The 17,223-nt window shown below is 45.3% G+C and carries 13 protein-coding genes; 5 read left to right on the top strand and 8 right to left on the bottom strand.

The annotated features are described in order from the left end of the window. Position 1 precedes the first annotated feature (1 nt). A complete protein-coding gene (locus QUB25_RS18780) occupies positions 2–1,072 on the bottom strand; it encodes an ATP-binding protein (protein WP_333185051.1) in 1,071 nt (356 codons plus the stop codon). 322 nt (positions 1,073–1,394) lie between these two features. Between QUB25_RS18780 and QUB25_RS18775 the strand changes: the two genes are divergently transcribed. The 3 genes from QUB25_RS18775 to QUB25_RS18765 are packed head-to-tail and all read left to right on the top strand — an operon-like array spanning position 1,395 to position 2,841. Beyond that, positions 1,395–1,697, top strand: a complete 303-nt coding sequence (locus QUB25_RS18775) for a hypothetical protein (protein ID WP_333185049.1) — start codon at positions 1,395–1,397, stop codon at positions 1,695–1,697. Further along, positions 1,687–2,631, top strand: a complete 945-nt coding sequence (locus QUB25_RS18770) for a fused MFS/spermidine synthase (RefSeq protein ID WP_333185047.1) — start codon at positions 1,687–1,689, stop codon at positions 2,629–2,631. The genes QUB25_RS18775 and QUB25_RS18770 overlap by 11 nt, the downstream gene beginning before the upstream one ends. Positions 2,632–2,670: 39 nt before the next feature. Further along, positions 2,671–2,841, top strand: a complete 171-nt coding sequence (locus QUB25_RS18765) for a YqaE/Pmp3 family membrane protein (RefSeq protein WP_333063209.1) — start codon at positions 2,671–2,673, stop codon at positions 2,839–2,841. A 142-nt stretch (positions 2,842–2,983) separates the two neighbouring features. On the opposite strand, the gene QUB25_RS18760 is transcribed toward QUB25_RS18765, so the two are convergent. Then, positions 2,984–4,264: a lipid-A-disaccharide synthase gene (locus tag QUB25_RS18760; RefSeq protein WP_333185045.1), complete on the bottom strand. Its 1,281-nt coding sequence runs from the start codon at positions 4,262–4,264 to the stop codon at positions 2,984–2,986. A gap of 36 nt (positions 4,265–4,300) precedes the next feature. Here QUB25_RS18760 and QUB25_RS18755 point away from each other — a divergent pair, with 36 nt between their 5' ends. Further along, positions 4,301–4,777: an ankyrin repeat domain-containing protein gene (locus tag QUB25_RS18755; RefSeq protein ID WP_333185043.1), complete on the top strand. Its 477-nt coding sequence runs from the start codon at positions 4,301–4,303 to the stop codon at positions 4,775–4,777. 71 nt (positions 4,778–4,848) lie between these two features. On the opposite strand, the gene QUB25_RS18750 is transcribed toward QUB25_RS18755, so the two are convergent. From QUB25_RS18750 to QUB25_RS18725, 6 genes are all read right to left on the bottom strand, one after another. Further along, the gene (locus QUB25_RS18750) at positions 4,849–6,426 is read right to left on the bottom strand and encodes a hypothetical protein (RefSeq protein ID WP_333185041.1); all 1,578 of its coding nucleotides are present in this window, start codon (positions 6,424–6,426) and stop codon (positions 4,849–4,851) included. Positions 6,427–6,634: 208 nt separating this feature from the next. Then, positions 6,635–7,708: a calcium-binding protein gene (locus QUB25_RS18745; protein WP_333185039.1), complete on the bottom strand. Its 1,074-nt coding sequence runs from the start codon at positions 7,706–7,708 to the stop codon at positions 6,635–6,637. Between the two features lie 155 nt (positions 7,709–7,863). Next, on the bottom strand, positions 7,864–8,853 hold the full coding sequence (locus QUB25_RS18740; RefSeq protein ID WP_333185037.1) for a calcium-binding protein: 990 nt from the start codon (positions 8,851–8,853) through the stop codon (positions 7,864–7,866). Between the two features lie 119 nt (positions 8,854–8,972). Further along, entirely contained in the window at positions 8,973–10,025 is a 1,053-nt protein-coding gene (locus tag QUB25_RS18735; protein WP_333185035.1) for a calcium-binding protein, read from the bottom strand. Between the two features lie 289 nt (positions 10,026–10,314). Further along, positions 10,315–11,340, bottom strand: coding sequence for a calcium-binding protein (locus QUB25_RS18730; protein WP_333185033.1), 1,026 nt, complete (start codon positions 11,338–11,340; stop codon positions 10,315–10,317). Between the two features lie 151 nt (positions 11,341–11,491). Beyond that, on the bottom strand, positions 11,492–12,475 hold the full coding sequence (locus QUB25_RS18725) for a calcium-binding protein (RefSeq protein WP_333063218.1): 984 nt from the start codon (positions 12,473–12,475) through the stop codon (positions 11,492–11,494). A gap of 535 nt (positions 12,476–13,010) precedes the next feature. Between QUB25_RS18725 and QUB25_RS18720 the strand changes: the two genes are divergently transcribed. Then, positions 13,011–17,006 carry a magnesium chelatase subunit H gene (locus tag QUB25_RS18720; RefSeq protein ID WP_333185031.1) on the top strand — a complete coding sequence of 1,332 codons (3,996 nt, stop codon included), beginning with the start codon at positions 13,011–13,013 and terminating at the stop codon, positions 17,004–17,006. Positions 17,007–17,223 lie beyond the last annotated feature (217 nt).

Genomic DNA, 17,223 nt, shown 5'->3' with positions numbered 1-17,223 from the left:
CTTAGCTGCGGGAATTGGCGATCGGAATCTCGATCACCAATTCAGTCCCTTCTCCAATTGCGGAGATGCACTCCAACCTCCCGCCGTGTTTGTCCACAACGATCTGATAGCTAATTGACAATCCCAAACCCGTCCCGTGACCAACTGTTTTGGTGGTGAAAAACGGATCGAAAATTTTCGCTTTTACAGCTTCATTCATTCCCATGCCATTATCTTTGATGCTAATTCTTGCCCAATTTTCGGAAATAATAGAAGTAGTAATTTTCATCTGCATAGGGTTTGCTTCTATCTCGTCCAGTGAAGACTTTTGCTCTCGCTCCCGCAGGGCATCAACAGCATTATTAATGATGTTCATAAACACCTGATTTAATTGTCCCGCATAACACTCTACCTTGGGCAAAGCTCCATATTCCTTAATAAATTTTATAGCCGACTGACCTGATTTTTCTTTAGTTAAATGCTGCAAAATTAACAAAGTGCTGTCAATTCCTTCGTGAATGTTAACTGGTTTCTTTTCACCTTCATCTACCCGCGCAAAGTTGCGTAAAGTCAGCACTATTTCGCGGATGCGCTCGGAGCCAACTTTCATTGACGAAAGAGTTTTTAACAAATCTTCGCGCAGAAAGTCGATGTCAATTTTTTCCAGAAAAGCTTCAATCTCTGCATCTATTTCGGGATAACGATCCTGGTACATTGCGAGCAATTTTAAAATGTCGCCTGCGTAGTCATTGACATAGGTAATATTGCCGTAGATGAAGTTAACGGGATTGTTGATTTCGTGGGCAATACCAGCTACCAAAATGCCCAAAGCCGACATTTTTTCGGCTTCGATCAATTTGAGCTGCGTTGTTTGCTGATTTTCCAGAGCTTTTTCTAGTGTAGACATTCTTGCTTTTAAAATATTTTCGGAATCTCTAAATTCCTGCGTGAGCTTTTTTAGCAAAGATTCTTTTTTTTGATTAAGGGCTTGTAATTTGCTGCGTTCGGTTTCCGAATTTTCGAGTTTTTCCCGCAGGAGTCGATTTTCCTTTTCCAGCTCTTTGATTCTTTTTTCCCAGTCTCTTGGTTCCATCGGCTATTATTTTGAAACTCTAAATAGTGTCCGAACAGTTTTATTAGAAAATTTAGTTGCACCCTTTACCTAGTTACAATTTTGGAACACATCGCCTCGCCAATTGTGTCCGAAAATTTCAACAGTTCCTTTATTTTGGTCGATCTAAAAATCTTATCTAAGATACCTTCAGAATGTCAACATATTAATAACAAATCTGGTTAAAACCGATCGCTACTTTTATTCCGCGCTCTCGCATTTGCAGGGTTTTTATCCGATTATTGGTAAATAAGCAGGGCGATCGCAAACTTATAAAGGCGGGCCCAGCGCGAAAAATTGCCCGATGCAGACAACCTTTGTACAAAACCCGTCGGCAATGCAAAGCGAAAATATTAAATGTGAGTGCGATCGACCGGGGGCGACGGGAAAAGTGCGATCGGCTGGGCGCGCGATCGCGCACAAGCAATCTCAAGTAACAAGCTCATTGCTCTCTCCCAGAACGCAATCACACTATAGCATTGCTGAGAAATCTCGCTTTAATGTGTCGATCGTACTCACACACCCGCACCATTTTGTGCTAAGAACTACTACTTGTGACAACATCGACACAGCCGTTTATATTTGGAGAGTAATTGATGTCAGGTAGCGAAGTTCGTGCCGATTTTTGGATGAGCGAGTACATTACCCCTTGGGATATTTACGTTCACGGCGTCATCGCGGTGCTCGCTTACAAGAAAACAGCCTATCAAGAAATGTATGTCGTTCAGACCGGTACTTACGGCAAAGGCTTAGTTTTAGACGGTAAGTGGCAATCTTGTACAGGCGACGAGTTTCTGTACCACGAACCCCTGGTGCACCCAGCCATGATTTGTCACGGTTCACCCAAAAAAGTCCTCGTTCTCGGCGGCGGAGAAGGAGCTACAATTAGAGAAGTGCTGCGCTGGAAAACAGTTGAAAAAGTCGTGATGATCGACATTGACGGCGAAGTAGTAGAAGCTTGCCGCGAACACCTGCCCGAAATGCACCAAAATGCCTTTGATGACCCCCGATGCGAAGTAGTAATCGGCGATGCTTTGGACTATTTAGATAAAACTGACAATGATTGGGATATTGTCATTTCTGACTTGTCCGATCCCATTGAAGAAGGCCCATCTTTCCAGTTGTTTACCAAAGAGTATTTTGAGAAAGTTCGCAAGGTAATGTCGCCTAACGGATATTTCGTAGTGCAAGCGGGTCCAGTTTCTCCGGCAGAAATGAAAATGCACGCTCGCATTGTAAATACCCTGAAATCTGTTTTCCCCAACGTTCAATCCTGCACCAGCTTTATTTCTACTTACGGAGCTCCTTGGGGTTTTGCGGTAGCTTCAACTCAAGAAATAAATACGCGGCCCGAACCCGAAGTTACTGACAAATTACTCGCCGAGAAAACAACTGGCGGGTTGCGGATGTTGGATGGGATTACGCTGTTGGGATTGATGCAAGTTCCCGGTCACTTGCGGCAGGTAATCGCCGCTGAAACCGAAGTTTACACTATGGCAGCACCTCCTAAGTTTTTCGGGAAAGGCTCTGTCAGTCAGTGAAGTTAAATTGAAAGAGAAAACTTGTTGGGAGTAACTGAGATGAACAATTTAATTCGCATAGTCGCTGCCATTTTTCTTCCCCCTCTGGGCGTATTTTTGACTGTCGGCATCGGTACTGATTTTTGGATCAACCTGGTTCTCACGTTTTTGGGCTTTATTCCCGGCATCATTCACGCTGTTTGGGTGATTGCTAAGCACGATCGACCTTAACTTGAGATCAAATCCAGTTTTGGGATAATAAATAGGCAAGAGAAAATAAGTTTTCTTTTGCCTGTTTCCACCAATTAATCTGTATTAAATCTGCGTTCATCCGCGTTTATCTGCCGACATCTGCGGTTAAAAATAAATAAATCTAATTCTTATCAGAATTTGATTGCACCTCAATTTCTTCACAAACCAATTCAGCAATTTTTTTCGCCGCCCCCGATTCTCCTCGAACCGCACGCAAACGATCGCCCATTTGTGCTAATTTTTCAGGATGGCTCAAATAGTCGATCGCCAATTGAGCCACAGCATCGGGTTCCAGCTTCCCAATTAACTCCGGCACAATCTCTTCCTGTGCCCAAATATTCGGCCAAGCATAAAGCTTTCCCTTTCCCAATTGCCAGATTAGCCAATTAATCGCAGTCGCAAAAGCTGAACCGACTAACGGCAAATTTGCCAGCAATCCCGGCAATCCGTCCCAAGCTTTCATCGCATCCAATTGCTGCGTCGGAATCAAAACAATCATCGGTACGGCTAACGAACCCAATTCGGCAGTATTCGCTCCCACAGTAGTTAAACACAGGCTGCATTCTGATAGCAAATCGTAGGCGGGCGTCTGCGTCCAAAGTTCTACTTGCAAGTTATTTGCTGTCTGCAAAAACGGTCGTTCTGTTAAATGAAGTTCGGCGCTGGCGTTCTCAAATAAATGCAGGCAAGGATTTTGTTCAGGGTCGGCAAAACCTGCTAAAGTTTGCACATCTATGGTAGGAGCAACGGGAATTACAAAGCGAGTATCAGGGCGGAAGCGGTGGATGGATTGGGCGATCGACAAACATAACGGTACACCTAAAGCTAATTTGGCGGCTTTAGAACCGGGCAACAATCCAATTAATTCTATTTTCCGTAGGGGCGGTGCCCCCGTGCCCGCCCTGCCCGATTTCCCGTTCCCTACTTCCGCGATCAAATCTCCGACAACTGTAAATTTCTTAGCATATTTTTCGGGAATTTTAGCAAAAACTTCCGGTTTCATCGCCGCAAATTTATCAATCCAGCGATACCACCGCGCGTCCCATTCAGCATAAATAACAGTGCGATATTTGAGTCTTTTGCCAATCACAACCGTAAAAAATTGATCGCCGCCTAAAAACAAAACAACTCCTGTTTCGTGCCAATCCCAATTTTCAGCAGTTTTGCCAGATAATAGGAATGGAAAAAAATGCTCCGGCGCCTGCACTCTGTCCACTTCAGGGTAGGAACAGGCTATTTCTGCTTCTTTCCCGGTGGCGTGCGGACAGGGAGACAGCACCACAGAGATTCGCGCTTGAGTGCCCGCGTTTCCCAATTGCTGGCGCAAAGCTTGCACGGCGGGACGCACCCAAGTTGCCAATTCTCCGGGGCCGTTGGAGAGGATTAAAATATCGACTGTCATAGGATTTAATATTTGAGAGGATACAAGGGAGAATTTATGACAGATTTAATTAATGCCGTCAAGACGGGTGATGTTGCGGCTGTAGAAAGTGCGATCGAACAGCGTGCAGATATCAATGCCAAAGATGAGGAAGGTGCGACGGCTTTGACGACGGCGGCTGAGGCTGGCAATTCGGCGATCGTCAACAAATTGCTGGGGGCTGGTGCGGATGTCAACAGTCACGATAATGACGGGTGGACGCCGTTAATGAGTGCCGCTGCTGCCGGACATACGGAGATTGTACAGCTTTTGCTGGAGGCGGGGGCGGATGTGAATGCTAAAACTAATTTTGGTTTGACGGCTTTGATGAGTGCAGCAGGTAGCGGGCGCACTCAAGTTGTGGAATTTTTAATCGATAAAGGAGCTGATATCAAAGCTAAGGATAATAATACTTGGACTGCGTTAATTTGGGCGTCTTCGGAGGGGCACAAAGATGCGGTTGAGCTTTTGAAGCTAGCGCGCGATCGGGCTTAATTGTCGGGCTAAATTTTTGAGAAACCCGGTTGCTTGGTTCGTTCGGGTTTCTCATTAAGATTAATAGCTTTCTAGCCTAGCAAGAAAGGATTGATATTCCCAAAATCAGCGTTAGGAAATGTCAGTTGTCTCAAATTTAAGTCCGCACCTCCCTCAAGAATTGCAATTCTATCTCCTTGTAGTGAGATGACTAAATCTGCACCCACTGGAGATATTTGATGGTAATCCAGTTTTCCTGCTAGCTGAAGAGTATCTCCCCGATCGGGGTTGAAGTCACGAATGCGAGCCTCCCCCGGACCATAATACAATACATCACTTCTGTCAGTGTAGCTACCAGCGCTCGGTCGCGAAAGAATGTTATGAGCCAAAATAAAAGTATCAGCACCTTCGCTGCCAATCAAGGTATCAAATTCGTTGCTGCCGGAGCTCAAATAACGGCCCTCAAAGTCAACTCCAATAACTGTCGATTTTCCCTTGCCAAAAGCAGTCACAACATCATTCCCAGAAGTCCCGACAAAAGTTGCAGAGCGATTTGTTTCAAATTGCCCAACTTTTGTATACTGATCGAGACCTGAAGCAAAACTTCCTGCTTGAACAGCCGCATCAACATCGGGATTGTTTGCTAAATATCCAGCTTCCCAAAAGTTATCCAATACAGCAACTCGATCGAAAATCAAGAAATCAGGTTCCCGATTTTCTAGAAACGGCATATTCGCAACACCCTCGACTTCAGCAATCACTGGGACAACCCTAGAGCTTGGTAGTCCCTCAATCTGAAAATTTCCAGAAGCGTTAAACTGATAATTGTAGCCGCCTCGCGTTCCCGCTACGCGGATCTTATCGGCTTGCGGGTCAAAGTTTTTAATCGTAGCTGCGCCACTGGCGACGATATACGAGCTGTAGAATCGATTCCCCTTCACACCGAGAACGAAAGTATCACTACCTTGACCGCCAATGAGCGTATCGCGATCGTTACGAGCGGGTAAACTTTTTTCATAAACTCTATTTCCCGCTGCATCTAAAGATACTTCAACGCCAGTGATTTCAACTTTTCCTACACCAAATCCCGTTACAATGTCAGTGTCTTTAGTCCCGACAAATGTAGCCGATCGCGCTGGCTCAAATTGTCCAAATTTTCGGTAGTGTTCCCCACCTGTTTTGAAAACTCCCGCCTTGACTGCTGCTGCTACATCGGGGTTTTTCAGCAAGTATTCGGGTTCAAAAAAGGTGTTCGCATAAAGACCTTCTTGGGCTCCGAATTTGATAAAGTGTTCCAAGCCCGATTTGAAAGTGCCGTTCTGTACAAACGGCACAAGTACGGGGTATCGTTTTAAATAAAATGCTTCGTCATAGTCAGGCGATACTTGGGTTCGGCCTTCATCATAACCAAACTGGATAAAGTGGTCTAAACCAGAGGCAAAAGGCGCATTTGGATTGTTTGGGGTGCGAACCAAGCGAGCAATATCTGGATTTTGAGATAGATAGTTTTCTTCGTCAAAGTACCGCGATACTTTGGTCAGACCGCCGGCTTGACCGGACTTTTCAAAGTGTTCTCTGCCGGATTTTATAATTCCTGCATCAATAGCTGGTTTCACCCAAGGATATTGCGAAAGGTAGTATGTTTCGTCAAAAATGTCATAGTTAGTCATAAGTTTTTCTCCAAGCTTAGTCTGCTTACTTGTCGGTTAAACTTGATCCACTATAACTAACTCTACTAACTCAGTATGTCAAGTTAATTATTATTAAGCCTGTTTTATTATTTTTAAGGCAAACACAAAAGTACGATCGCCCTTTTTGCGAATGTGCGATCGTACTCCCCAGCAGCAATCAGGCAAATCCCCACTAGCTTAGAGATTTCTAGCCAAGTAGAGATAGAGAAACTCTAGATTCTGGTAATAGATTCAACTTGAGATTTCCGCCGCCTTCAATAACAGCGATCGTGTCAAAGCTACTAATTCCCGAACTTCCATCTGGAAAGTAGACGAACAAGCCGTTCGTTTGGATAGCTAAATCTCGATTGTTGTTGATGGGAAATATCAAGAATTTATCTAAAGAAGGTTGGATATCGCTTGTTGCTAGCTGAATGGTATCCTGACCTTGGGTAAAGTTCCGAATTGTAGCAAAACCCGGCCCGATATATAACTTTGTTGGGGAACTGTATAGCTTACCACCACCGCCTACTAAAAGGTCTCCGAGCATGAATTTATCGCGGCCGCTACCGCCAGTGAGAGTATCGAATTCATTACTGCCCTCACTTTCATAATTTCGGCCGGGGATGGAAAAGCCATCACTGTTTGCAACATAACCTACTTCAACTCCAATTAATTCGGTATTTCCCACCCCAGCACCGGTAATCATGTCATTTCCAGAAGTTCCGATAAAAGTCGCAGAGCGGTTGGGATCGGAAGTTCCGAAATTGAAGTAGTGTTCGCGACCGGTTTTCAAGGCTCCAGAGTTAACAAACGGCACAATATCGGGGTTTTTCAGTAAGTATTCCGTTTCAAAAAATGAAGTCCCAAACTGACCGTCTTTGATGCCGAATTCAATGAAATGCTGGTAGCCGTTTTTAAAAGTTCCATTCTGAATAAACGGCTGCAACTGTAGGTTATTTGCTAAATAAAAAGTTTCGTCATACTCAGGCGATACGCGAGTGCGACCTTCTTCGTAACCGTATTGGATAAAGTGGTCTAGGCCCGTCGCAAAAGGTGCATTTGGGTTGTTGGGGGTGCGGACTAAGGCAGCGATATCTGGGTTGCCAGCGAGGTAAGTAGCTTCGTCAAAATACCGCGATACTTTAGTTAAGCCGCCGGCTTGACCGAATTTTTCAAAGTGTTCTAATCCCGATTTGATGACTCCTGCATCAATGGCTGGTTTGACCCAAGGATATTGAGCAAGATAGTATTTTTCGTCAAAAATTGCGTAACTAGCCATGTTTTTAGACTGCGGCTTTAATGAGCTGTTTATGCAATTTATCAATCATCAAGAACTGACACAATACCCGATAGGGTGATTTTTCCCAAGTTCAGTAGGGTGCGTTATTAACGCACCTACCATGTTAATTGAGAAAGAGATAACCGAGGTTCCGGTTATTTAAGGAATAAGTAGAAAGTGTCGTTCCCGTTTTGCTGAATTGTAGACACGACTAAATCTCCTCCCCCCTCAATCCTACCAATTGTCTCAGATCCTGGGCTTAGGATTAACAGCTCGTTACCACCACCACTTGTTCTGTAGGTAGCGGGTGAGCCTGCCAACTGGATCTTGTCATTGTCTTTATCAAAGTTCCGAATTGTAACTATACCGGGGATACCCGCATAGAGGCTACGGGATGTGGGAGTACCGGAGGTAGCAGGAACTCCGAGTACGAATGTATCCTTCCCAGGGCCGCCGATGAGGACATCAGATTCATCACTTCCAAAGCTTTCATACTGCCGATTGCCTTGGAGATCGATACCTACTTCAACTCCAATCAGTTCGGTATTCCCCACACCAACGCCTGTGAGGATGTCATTTCCGGAAGTTCCGACAAAAGTAGCGGATCGGTTTGGCTCGTTTTTTCCGAAATTGAAGTAGTGTTCCCGACCGGTTTTCAAGGCTCCAGAGTTGACCAACGGCACAATGTCGGGGTTGTTCCTTAAGTATTCCGGTTCAAAAAATGAAGTCCCAAAACGACCGTCTTTGATTCCGAATTGAATGAAATGCTGGTAGCCTGATTTGAAAGTTCCATTCTGAACGAAAGATCGCAGTTCTGAGTTGTTTGCTAAATAAAAAGTTTCGTCATACTCAGGCGAGACGCGAGTGCGACCCTCTTCGTAACCGTATTGGATAAAGTGGTCTAGCCCTGTAGCAAAAGGGGCGTTTGGGTTGTTGGGGGTGCGGACTAAGGCAGCGATATCTGGGTTGCCAGCGAGGTAAGTAGCTTCGTCAAAATACCGCGATACTTTGGTTAAGCCCCCTGCTTCACCGAATTTTTGAAAGTGTTCTAGTCCCGATTTGATAACTCCTGCATCAATGGCTGGTTTGACCCAAGGATATTGAGCAAGGTAGTATTTTTCGTCAAAAATTGCGTAACTAGCCATGTTTTTATCTGGCGGTATTAATGAGCTTTTTACGCACTTTATCACTTATCTGGAACTGACACAATATTCGATCGGCTGATTTTTGCTAACAGTCAAATCTCACTTAATCTCTATGCTTTCTAGCCCAGGAAAGTGAGACCGACTGGAGGACTAAATGGATTTATCATCCCAATCGGTTGCAAAGTTAGATTTGATCCGCCCTGAATTATGGCAAGTGTATCTCCCGATTTTTGAATTAATAAGTCCGCCCCTGATGGAAATATATTCAGTTCATTAAAGCTTTCCACCAACTGAATAAAATCTTTTCCTTTTTCAAAATTGACAATCCTGGCCTCCCCACTGCCCGTATAGAAATCTACCCGGCTGATCAAACTACGTCGGTTGTTGGGAACAGCATCTCCGAGCACGAAGTAATCAATGCCAGAAGTGCCAATCAATGTATCGAATTCAGTGGTAGTCAGAAAAGGCTCTCTCGTGATGTCATCCAATTTCAAAGCGTCATACTTATTCTTATTAATGCCAAAAGGTGGATTTGGGCCGGCGAAAGCTACTTGCAGTCCGATAATTTGATTTTTTCCCGCTGTAAATCCCGTGACGATATCATTACCGTTGGTTCCTGTAAAAAATCCGTATCGATTTGACTCAAATTGCCCAAATTTTAGATAGTGTTCTCGACCAGTTTTTAAACTTCCAGCCTCCACAACTGCCGCCACATCTGGGTTATCTCCCAAGTAACGTGGTTCAAAGAAACTTGTCCCGTACCTACCTTCTGTTTTTCCGAATTGGATAAAGTGTTGAAAGCCGGATTTAAAAAGTCCGTTCTGCACGAAGGGAGTTATTTCCGGGTGGCGCTTTAAATAAAAAACTTCGTCGTAGTCAGGCGATACTCGCGTGCGGCCTTCTTCGTAACCAAACTGGATAAAGTGGTCTAAACCTGAAGCAAAGGGTCGGTTTTGGTTGTTGGCTGTGCGAACAAATGGTGCAATATCTTGATTTTGAGCTACATATGTATCTTCGTCAAAATATCGCGATATTTTTGTGAGGCCGGCGGCTTGACCAAATTTTTCAAAGTGTTCTCTTCCAGATTTGATGATTCCTATATCAATCGCTGGTTTCAGCCACGGATATGAAGCAAGGTAGTATTGTTCGTCAAAAATTGCGTAACTAGCCATGTTTTCCTCCTGCGGCTTTAATGAGGTATTTATGCAATTTCTCAATAATCCTGAACTGAGACAATACCCGATAGGGTGATTTTACCCAAAAGTCAAATCTCACTTAAGCTCTATGCTTTCTACCCGAGGAAAGTGAGACCGACTGGAGCGCTAAATGGATTTGTCATCCAAATCTGTGGCAGATTTAGAGTTGCTCGGCCCTGACTTGTGGCAATTGTATTTACCGATTGTTGAATTCATAAATCTCCACATGAGGGACTAACGCAAACCATACCTAGCTGCGATATTTCTACCCAAGGAAAGATCTGATAACACTCGATTCTGGTAATAGATTTAAATTGAGATTGCCGCCACCTTCAACAACAGCGATTGTGTCAAAGCGACTGGCTATGAAAACTCCATTTTCAACTGCGGGAAAGCCATTCGTTTGGATAGCTAAGTCTCGATTATTGTTGATTGGAAATACCAATAATTGATCTAAGGGAATCCCTATCTGGATGATATCCTGGCCTTGAGTAAAGTTCCGAACTGTAGCAAAACCTGCGCCAATGTAGAACTGTCTGGATGAGAGGGTTCCTCCCCTGAAGCCAACAATGTCACCAAGCACGAATTTATCGCGGCCGCTACCGCCAGTGAGAGTATCGAATTCATTGCTGCCGTCACTTTCATATCGTCGGAGACCGTTAGGGGCTTCTACGTCAACTCCAATTAATTCCACATTCCCCGCCCCGGAACCGGTGAGGATGTCATTGCCAGAAGTTCCCACAAAAGTCGCAGAGCGGCTTGGCTCAAATTGTCCAAACTTGAAGTAGTGTTCCCGACCAGTTTTCAAGGTTCCAGATTCGACAAACTGCCCAATGTCGGGGTTGTTCCCTAAGTATCCCTGTTCCAAGAAAGAAGTAGGCAACCGACCGTCTTTGGCACCGAATTGAATGAAATGCTGGTAGCCATTTTTAAAGGTTCCATTCTGAATAAACGGCTGCAAATCTTGGTTAGTTCCTACATAAAAACCTTCGTCATACTCAGGCGATACGCGAGTGCGACCCTCTTCGTAACCGTATTGGATAAAGTGGTCTAGTCCGGTCGCAAAAGGCGCGTTTGGATTGTTGGGAGTGCGGACAAATGGTTTAAGGTCTGAATTTGCCTCAAGGTAAGTATCTTCATCAAAATACCGGGATATTTTCGTGAGGCCGGCGGCTTGACCAAATTTTTCAAAGTGTTCTCTTCCAGATTTGATGATGCCTGCATCAATGGCTGGTTTCAGCCACGGATATTGCGAAAGGTAGTATTGTTCGTCGAAGATATCGTAATTCATAGTTTGCTGTTTAAAGTAAAGTGCTATCGTACTTTTTTATAGAACCATCGCCCACCGCCAATAAAAAATCATTAATCATCAGCATTAGCTAATGACTAATGACTAATGACTAATGACTAATGACCAATCAGCAATGACCAATGACCAATGACTATCCAATCAAGAAAGTACCATTACCGTTAGATTCTTGGAAAGTTAAACCCAAGCTTGCTCCTCCTTCAATCACGCCGAGCACATCTCCAAAACGCTGGATTGACAAATTGCTGCCAATGGGAATCAGATTGTAGCCGTTTAAAGAAGTTCCTTGCAGTTGGATAAAATCGCTTTCTATGTCGAAGTTGCGAATCGTAGCTTGACCGTTACCTAAATACAGCGGTGTCGGGGTGACATTCCCGGCTGTAGCAGGAACTCCGAGTACGAATGTATTGGTTCCCGGAGCACCAATCAAGACATCGAATTCATTGGTGCCAAAGCTTTCATACTGGCGGTTGCCTTGGGGATCTATACCTACTTCCACTCCCACAAGTTCGACATCGCCCACGCCAACACCAGTTAAAACATCGTTGGTACGGGTGCCGACAAAAGTCGCGTCGCGGGCCGGCTCAAATTGCCCGAAATTGAAAAAGTGTTCGCGGCCTGTTTTCAAGTTTCCAGAGTTGACAAACGGCACGATGTCGGGGTTTTCTTTTAAGTATTCCGGTTCAAAAAATGAAGTTCCGAAACGACCTTCTTTGGCCCCGAATTGAACGAAATGCTGGTACCCTGATTTGAAAGTTCCGTTCTGAATGAACGGTTGGAGTTCAGAGTTGTTTGCTAAATAAAAGGTTTCGTTGTATTCGGGTGATACTTGGGTGCGGCGCTGTCCTTCATCGTAACCGAACTGGATAAAGTGATCGAGGCCGGTCGCAAAAGGCGCGTTTGGGTTGACTGTGCGGACGAAAGGTGCGAGATCTGGATTCCCAGCAAGGTAAGCATTTTCGTCAAAATAACGCGATACATTAGTTAGACCGCCTTCTCGCCCGAATTTTTCAAAGTGTTCTCTTCCAGATGAAATGACTCTTGCGTCAATAGCTGGTTTGATCCAAGGATATGAGGCGAGGTAGAATTGTTCGTCGAAAATTGCGTAGTTAGCCATGTTTTTTCCTTCAAGTTTGGATGAGTTTGAGATTCTATAGCAATTAGTTTTCCTTGAACTCGATCGCCGATCAGGAATTTACACAAAACAGACGTTACGAAATGGTTTTAAATTCCTGGTAAAATGTCAATCTTGATGACGCAGCAATTATCGCAAGGCTACATTCTGCTTTCAGAAATTATGCCTTTTTCCCCTCAGTTAATTGCTCGATCGTCAGTTTGATCAATTCTACAAAACTTGGAACTTTTTTCAGGATTTTTTTCTCAATTGTTGGGTAATTTTTAATTATTTTTATCCAACTTATTAATCCTATACATATAATAAATAATATGTCAAGTAAATTTTTGTAAATAAAAACTGGAGTATTTGCTCAAGGAATTTATAAAAAAATGTAACGAAAATCTGACCTAAATTTGTCGAATTGTGTCATGTGCAGGCTCAAATCGCCTAATGGCAAGCGTTTTCTGGTAAAAATGCTTATGGGATAAAAAAATTCCCGATTCCCGAAAACAGCATCTTAAAGGAGCCTAACCGGATGTTCACTCACGTCAAGCCCACCATTCGCCACGTTGTGCCGGAAAACTTGCAGGGGCGATCGCTCATGAAGGTGGTCTATGTCGTACTGGAACCGCAGTATCAAAGCGCCCTGTCGGCAGCGGTTCGATCGATAAACCAGAAAAATCCGAATCTGGCAATAGAAATCAGTGGCTACCTAATCGAGGAACTCCGCAGCCCGGAAAATTACGAGGCCTTCAAGCGGGATGTGGCAGATGCCAATGTATTTATTGCTTCTCTAATTTTCATCGAAGATTTAGCCGAAAAAGTGGTAGCGGCAGTTGAACCGCTGCGCGACAGCTTGGATGTCGCGGTCGTCTTCCCATCGATGCCTGGGGTGATGCGACTCAATAAAATGGGCAGTTTCTCGATGGCACAGTTGGGACAAAGCAAAAGTGCGATCGGCGAATTCATGAAAAAACGGAAGGAAAAATCCGGGAGTTCCTTCCAAGACGGAATGCTGAAACTGCTGCAAACTCTGCCGAAAGTGCTGAAATATTTGCCCATCGACAAAGCCCAAGATGCCCGCAACTTCATGCTGAGTTTCCAGTATTGGCTGGGAGGTTCCCAAGAAAACTTGGAAAACTTCTTGCTGATGCTTTCACATAAATATGTATTCAAAGGCCAGGAACAGCTAACTTTTCAAGAGCCCGTTGTCTACCCGGATATGGGAATTTGGCATCCTTTGGCACCCTCGATGTTTGAGGATGTAAAAGGATACCTCACCTGGTACAACGCCCGCAAAGATATTTCTGCTGACCTCAAAGACCCCCTCGCACCTTGCATCGGCTTGGTGTTGCAGCGGACTCACTTAGTCACCGGAGATGACGCGCACTATGTAGCAATGGTGCAGGAATTGGAGGCAATGGGGGCGCGGGTGGTGCCGATTTTTGCCGGCGGTTTGGACTTCTCGAAACCAGTCGAAACTTTCTTCTTGGAAGTTGGGACCAAAGGTGTTGCGCCGCTGCCCATAGTTGATGCGGTGGTTTCTCTGACTGGTTTTGCTTTGGTGGGCGGCCCGGCTAAACAAGATCACCCGAAGGCGATCGAGACTTTGAAAAAATTAAATTGCCCTTACATGGTGGCTTTGCCACTGGTTTTCCAAACGACGGAAGAGTGGGAAAATAGCGATTTAGGCTTGCACCCGATTCAAGTTGCTTTGCAAATTGCCATTCCCGAGTTGGATGGCGCGATCGAACCGATTATTTTGTCGGGAAGAGATGGCGCAACTGGCAAGGCGATCGCCCTACAAGACCGGATCGAAGCAATTTCCCAGCGCGCTATGAAGTGGGCAATGCTGCGCCGCAAACCAAAATTAGATAAAAAAGTTGCGATCACAGTTTTCAGTTTCCCGCCAGACAAAGGCAACGTCGGAACAGCCGCTTATTTGGACGTTTTCGGCTCGATTTACCAAGTATTGAAAGCCTTAAAAGGCAACGGTTACGACTTGCCAGAATTGCCGGATTCCGCCGAAAAACTGATGCAAGAAGTCATCCACGACGCAACAGCCCAATACCAAAGTCCGGAATTAAATGTTGCTTACCGGATGTCGGTAGCTGAATACGAAGAATTCACTCCTTACTCGGAACGCTTGCAAGAAAATTGGGGCCCGCCTCCGGGACATTTGAACAGCGACGGACAAAATTTGCTGATTTTCGGCAAACATTTCGGCAATGTGTTTATCGGAGTGCAACCTACTTTTGGATATGAAGGCGATCCGATGCGGTTGTTATTCTCTCGTTCCGCCAGCCCGCACCACGGTTTTGCTGCTTACTATACATATTTAGAACGCATTTGGGGTGCGGATGCGGTGCTGCACTTTGGCACTCACGGTTCGCTAGAATTCATGCCCGGTAAGCAGATGGGAATGTCTGGGGATTGTTATCCCGACAGTTTGATCGGCAAGATTCCCAATATCTATTATTACGCTGCCAACAATCCCAGCGAGGCAACAATTGCCAAGCGCCGCAGTTATGCTGAAACAATCAGCTATCTGACTCCTCCGGCAGAAAATGCTGGTTTGTACAAAGGTTTGCAGGAACTCAGCGAGTTAATTGCTTCTTATCAAACTTTGAAAGAGACTGGGCGCGGTGTGCCGATTGTTGATGCGATCGTCGAAAAATGCCGTTTGGTAAATTTGGACAAGGATATCGCCTTACCTCCGGAACAAGAAAGAGGGGTTGTGGCGGGAATGACTTCGGAAGAACGGGACAATTTAGTTGGCTTGGTTTACCGCAAGTTGATGGAGATTGAGTCGCGGTTGTTACCTTGCGGTTTGCACGTTATTGGTAAGCCGCCGACTGCGGAAGAGGCGATCGCAACTTTGGTGAATATCGCCAATTTAGACCGCGAAGAAGACGGGCTGATCAGCTTGCCGCGGATTATTGCTAACAGTCTCGGACGCGATATCGGCGAAATTTACACTAACAGCGACAAAGGCATTTTAAGTGATGTCGAATTGCTGCAAAACATCACCTTGGCCTGTCGGGATGCCGTTGGCGCTTTAGTGAAGGAACAAACCGACGCTGAGGGCAGAGTTTCCCTTGTTTCTAAGTTGAATTTCTTCAACATGGGCAAGAAAACACCTTGGATTGATGCGCTGCACGCCGCCGGTTACAAAAAAATCGATTCTGAACCGATTAAACCGCTGTTTGAGTATCTGGAATTCTGCTTACAGCAAGTTTGTGCCGACAACGAATTAGGCGCTTTGTTGCGCGCCTTAGAAGGCGAGTATGTTCTGCCTGGCCCCGGTGGCGATCCGATTCGCAACCCGGATGTTTTGCCGACGGGCAAGAATATGCACGCTTTGGACCCGCAGTCAATCCCTACAACGGGGGCGGTTAAGTCTGCTAAGCTTGTAGTCGATCGGCTGTTAGAAAGACAGCGCGTTGATAACGGCGGAAATTACCCAGAAACGATCGCCGTTGTGTTGTGGGGAACCGACAACATCAAGACTTACGGCGAATCCCTCGCCCAAGTAATGTGGATGGTGGGAGTGAAGCCAGTTCCTGACGCATTGGGCCGGGTAAACAAACTCGAATTGCTTTCTTTAGAAGAGTTGGGACGCCCTCGGATAGACGTAGTAATTAACTGTTCGGGCGTATTCCGCGACTTGTTCATCAACCAAATGAATTTGTTAGATAAAGCCGTGAAAATGGCAGCGGAAGCCGACGAACCGTTAGAGATGAACTTCGTCCGCAAACACGCCTTGAAGCAAGCGGAAGAAATGGGAATCAACCTGCGGCAAGCAGCAACCCGGGTATTTTCTAATGCCTCTGGTTCCTATTCATCTAACGTCAACTTGGCGGTGGAAAACAGCACTTGGGAAAGCGAAGCCGAGTTGCAGGAAATGTACTTAACTCGCAAATCCTTCGCCTTTTCTTCCGACAATCCAGGCACAATGGAACAAGACCGGAAGATTTTTGAATCATCCTTGAAAACTGCGGAAGTCACCTTCCAAAACTTGGATTCGGCGGAGATTTCCCTAACCGATGTGTCGCACTATTTCGACTCTGACCCGACTAAATTGATCGGCAGTTTGCGCGCAGATGGCAAGAAACCAGCATCCTTTGTTGCTGATACAACCACAGCCAACGCGCAGGTGCGGACGCTATCAGAAACCGTGCGTTTAGATTCGCGGACTAAGCTGCTGAATCCGAAGTGGTACGAGGGGATGTTGTCGCACGGTTATGAAGGCGTGCGGGAGATTTCTAAGCGTCTGGTGAATACGACTGGATGGAGTGCGACGGCGGGCGCGGTGGATAATTGGGTGTATGAGGATGTCAACACTACGTTTATCCAAGATGAGGAGATGCAGAAGCGTTTGCTTAACTTAAATCCTCATTCTTTCCGCAAGATTGTCAGCACTTTGCTTGAGGTGAACGGCCGGGGTTATTGGGAGACTTCGGAGAACAATTTGGATCGTCTGCGTGAGTTGTATCAGGAGGTGGAAGACCGGATTGAGGGGGTCGAGTAAGGTTCCCAAATTAGTCTAGAATTGTGTAGGGGTAGCGGATACCCCTGCACTGTTTTGAAAAGGTCAAGTTTATGTAAATAAATTTAATAGAATTGGTATAGCTTAAGAGTAGGGATTACCGTACTCCTACCACCTTCATCAGTAGGGAAAACTTTACACAAACTCTCGGTGAAAATCTCTAGTTAGTGTGTTATCATATATTTATATATAAAATTTT

Source organism: Microcoleus sp. B3-D7 (assembly GCF_036705305.1).
Classification (GTDB): Bacteria; Cyanobacteriota; Cyanobacteriia; order Cyanobacteriales; family Microcoleaceae; genus Microcoleus.
The sequence above is the reverse complement of the archived record's forward strand: the minus strand, read 5'-3'. Positions and strand labels throughout refer to the sequence as shown.